Raw genomic sequence first — 3,957 nt, 5'->3', positions numbered from 1 at the left:
ACATCCGCCATAATGCCCTCCGTCCCCTCAATGAGGGTATTCGGCGGCGAGGCGGTCGTACAAGTCGATTTCACCCGCATTCGCAGCCTGGCGCTCGCATGTAGTCACCCACGATGGCGCGATAGAGGCGCCAAAGCTTCCGCTGGTTCATCACGACGGAACTCCCCAAAATCGCCTGCGTTGATGGGAGCGCAGAAGGGGATGCTCCGTGGTCGGCAAGCTGCAGGCATATCGCGCCAAACGCGACTTCCAAAAAACCAAGGAACCGAGCGACGATGCCGCGGTGGCTTCTTCGGACCGGCTGCGCTTCGTCATCCAGAAGCACGATGCCACCCGACTGCACTATGATCTCCGTCTGGAACTGGATGGAGTTTTCAAATCCTGGGCGGTGACCAAGGGTCCTTCCCTTGACCCGCACGACAAACGTCTGGCTGTCGAGGTTGAAGACCATCCGCTGGCCTACGGTGATTTCGAAGGCACCATCCCGAAAGGCGAGTACGGCGGCGGTACTGTGCAGCTTTGGGACCGCGGGTTCTGGAAACCCGAAGGAAAGCTCAGTGCGCAGCGCCAATTTGAAAAGGGCGACCTGAAATTCGTCCTCGACGGTCAGCGTCTGCACGGCAGCTTCGTTCTCGTCCGCATGCGAAAGGATCGGGACGGGGGAAAACGCCCCAACTGGCTCTTGATCAAGCATCGCGACGACCATGCCGTCGATCGAGATGGGGAAGCCGTTCTGAAGGATGAAACCTCCGTCGCCTCGGGCCGCACGATGAAGGCGATCGCGGAAGGCAAGGGCCGCTCGCCCAAGCCCTTTCTTTTGACGGAGGAGGCCATGGATGCAGGCGCTGTTTGGGACAGCCGGTCGGGGCTTGCTGCGGACAAGAGGCGCAATGCGACGGACACGGCGCCAGCTAAAACGCGCAACTCCAGAAACGCAGGCAGAGGCAAGTCTACGCTTCCGGAATTCGTGACGCCTCAGCTTTGTCGCAGTGTCGAGCGTCCACCGTCAGGTGATGGGTGGGTGCACGAGATCAAGTTCGATGGCTATCGAATCCAGCTTCGCGTCGAAAACGGCAAAGCGACTTTGAAAACGCGTAAGGGCCTCGACTGGACCTCCAAATTCAAAGCGGTTGCCAAAGCCGGCGCGTCATTGCCGAATTGCATTATTGATGGCGAGGTCGTCGCCTTGGATGAGCATGGGGCGCCGGATTTCGCAGCGCTGCAGGCTGCTTTGTCGGAGCAGAAGACGGACAATCTCGTATTCTTTGCCTTCGACCTTCTTGCGACAGACGGTCAGGATCTGCGCGACCAGACCCTACTGGCGCGCAAGTCGCAACTGGAAGAACTCCTCCGCGCCAACGGAGATGGCGTCACGCTGCGTTATGTCGAGCACTTCGAGAGCGGCGGGGAGGCGGTCTTGAAATCGGCATGCCGTCTTTCGCTCGAAGGAATCGTGTCGAAGCGAACTGATGCGTCATACGTTTCCGGCCGAAGCGACAGCTGGACCAAAGCCAAATGCCGGGCGGGACATGAGGTCGTCATTGGCGGTTGGTCGACCACGGCAGGCAAGTTTCGTTCTCTTCTCGTCGGCGTCCATCGCGGCTCTCATTTCGTTTATATCGGCCGGGTCGGGACTGGTTATGGCGCGGCAAAGGTTCAGGCGCTGTTGCCCCGACTGAAGGAACAAGCTGCGTCGAAATCCCCCTTCACCGGTGCTGGCGCTCCGCGGCGCGAGCCGGGCGTCACCTGGGTCAATCCGGCGCTGGTCGCGGAGATCGAATTCGCTGGGTGGACCGGTGATGGAATGGTTAGGCAGGCCGCGTTCAAGGGCTTGCGCGATGACAAGCCGGCCGAGGAGGTCGAGACCGAACTGCCAGTCCAACCGGAGGCCGTTGAAACACCCCAGCCTGGCCCCGTCGCACGTCGGTCGACACGCGGTGGGCGGGTGGACGTATTGGGTGTTGCCATCTCCAATCCGGACAAGCGGCTCTGGCCGGACGGTGAAGACGGGAAACCGGTTTCGAAACTGGATCTAGCTCGTTACTTCGAAGCGGTCGGCGGCTGGCTGCTGCCGCAGATCAAGGGCCGTCCGTGTTCCCTCTTGCGGGCCCCAGATGGGATTGACGGCGAGACCTTTTTTCAGCGTCACGCGGGGATGGGTACTTCTAACCTGTTCGAGCTCGTGAAGGTGTTCGGTGACAAGAAATCCTATCTTCAGATCGACCGGATCGAGGCACTGATTGCAGCGGCGCAGATCGGTGGCATCGAGCTGCATCCCTGGAACTGCCAGCCGGGGGATCCGGAAACGCCGGGCAGGCTTGTATTCGATCTCGATCCCGGGCCCGGAGTCTCCTTTGAGGACGTCATCGAAACTGCGAAGGCGATGCAACAACGCTTGGATCAGCTTGGTCTCGCCAGTTTCTGCAAGACGACGGGAGGCAAGGGGCTGCATGTGGTAACGCCGCTGGCCAAGCCGCGGCGTGGGGCACTCGACTGGCCCAGTGCGAAGGATTTTGCCCGCCGCCTCTGCGCGCAGCTGGCCGCCGAGAAACCTGAACGCTACGTGGTCAACATGGCCAAGCGGCTGCGCAATGGCCGCATTTTCCTTGATTATCTCCGAAACGACAGGATGGCGACAGCGGTCGCGCCGCTCTCGGCCCGCGCCAGGCCGGGTGCTCACGTATCGATGCCTTTGGTCTGGTCTCAGGTAAAGGCCGGCTTGGATCCCGCGCGATTTACTGTGCGCACTGTGCCATCGCTCCTGAAGAAGACGAAGGCCTGGGAGGGTTATTGCGATGCCGAAGGTTCGCTTAAGGACGCCATCCGCAAACTGGGCTCGACCAAATAGCGATCAGCCGTGCCGGAACGGAAGGCTCGACGGAGCGTTCAGAAACCCGATCGGAGATTCTGGCCATGGCTCAGCGCACCTTCTGGAAAGGCTATTTGAAGCTCTCGCTCGTGACATGTCCCGTGGCGATGCTGCCCGCGCGTTCTGAGAGCGAGAAGGTTCGGTTCCACACCCTCAACCGGAAGACTGGCAATAGGATCCAGAGCCGTTTCGTGGATGCCGAAACGGGTCAGCCCGTTGGCGAGGACGACGAGGTCAAGGGGTATGCGAAAGGCGATGACGACTATGTCATGCTCGAAGAGGATGAACTGGATGCCGTCTCTCTCGAAAGCACCCGCACGATCGACATCGATGTTTTCGCACCCCGCTCCTCGGTCGCCTGGATTTGGTACGACACGCCGCACTATCTCGTTCCGGACGATAAGATCGGCAACGAGGCATTCTCGGTCATTCGCGAGGCGATGAAGTCGACGAAGACCGTCGGCATCTCGCGGGTTGTGCTTTATCGGCGGGAACGCCCTGTCCTTCTGGAGCCCCGGGACAATGGCATCGTCCTCTGGACGTTGCGCTATGGCGACGAAGTCCGAGCCGAAAAAGAATACTTCGCCGGCATCCGGAAGGTCGATCCCGAAGCGGATATGCGCTCGCTGATGGAGAAATTGATCAAGAATCGTACCAAGGACTGGTCGCCCGAATTGGCCCAGGATCCGGTGCAGGACGAACTTCTCGAAATCATCAACGCCAAGCAGAAAGGCCGTAAGGCGCCCAGGAAAAAGGTCGATCAACCGAGCGAGAGCAATGTCGTCAGCATTATGGACGCGCTCAGGAAGAGTCTCGAACCACGCAAGACATAATCAGCCAGCCTTGCGCTGGGGCTGGCCTTTGGCCTTGCTTGCGGCTTTCGATTTTGCCGCCGGCTTATCGTTTGTTTTGGCGCTCTGGCGCAAGGCATCCAGCAAGTTGACCACCTTTGAGGGTTCTTGGCGCTTTGGAGGCCTGATCTTCCGCCCTTCGATCTTGGCTTTGACTAACTCGGCGAGCGCAGCCTCGTAACGATCATCGAAGTTCTTCGGATCGAATTCACCGGCCTTCGTCTTAATGATTAATGA

Annotated in this window: 2 protein-coding genes and 1 pseudogene; 2 read left to right on the top strand and 1 reads right to left on the bottom strand. The window is 59.7% G+C overall.

Annotated features, from left to right (window positions below; translation table 11 throughout):
- The first annotated feature begins 208 nt into the window (after positions 1-208).
- Both ligD and ku read left to right on the top strand, forming a co-directional pair.
- A complete protein-coding gene (gene ligD, locus AC1DVA_RS26695) occupies positions 209-2,848 on the top strand; it encodes a DNA ligase D (protein ID WP_476807897.1) in 2,640 nt (879 codons plus the stop codon).
- Positions 2,849-2,913: 65 nt separating this feature from the next.
- Positions 2,914-3,702 carry a non-homologous end joining protein Ku gene (gene ku / locus AC1DVA_RS26690; RefSeq protein WP_476807896.1) on the top strand — a complete coding sequence of 263 codons (789 nt, stop codon included), beginning with the start codon at positions 2,914-2,916 and terminating at the stop codon, positions 3,700-3,702.
- Here the strand turns inward: ku and AC1DVA_RS26685 are convergent.
- Positions 3,703-3,957: pseudogene (locus AC1DVA_RS26685) on the bottom strand (non-homologous end joining protein Ku); the annotation flags it as partial.

The organism is Allobosea sp. P4_C6 (genome assembly GCF_056402015.1).
The sequence above is the reverse complement of the archived record's forward strand: the minus strand, read 5'-3'. Positions and strand labels throughout refer to the sequence as shown.

Bases quoted from the DNA above. Each gene is read 5' to 3' on its own strand.
- ku (WP_476807896.1), top strand. From the start codon at position 2,914: ATGGCTCAGCGCACCTTCTGGAAAGGCTATTTGAAGCTCTCGCTCGTG.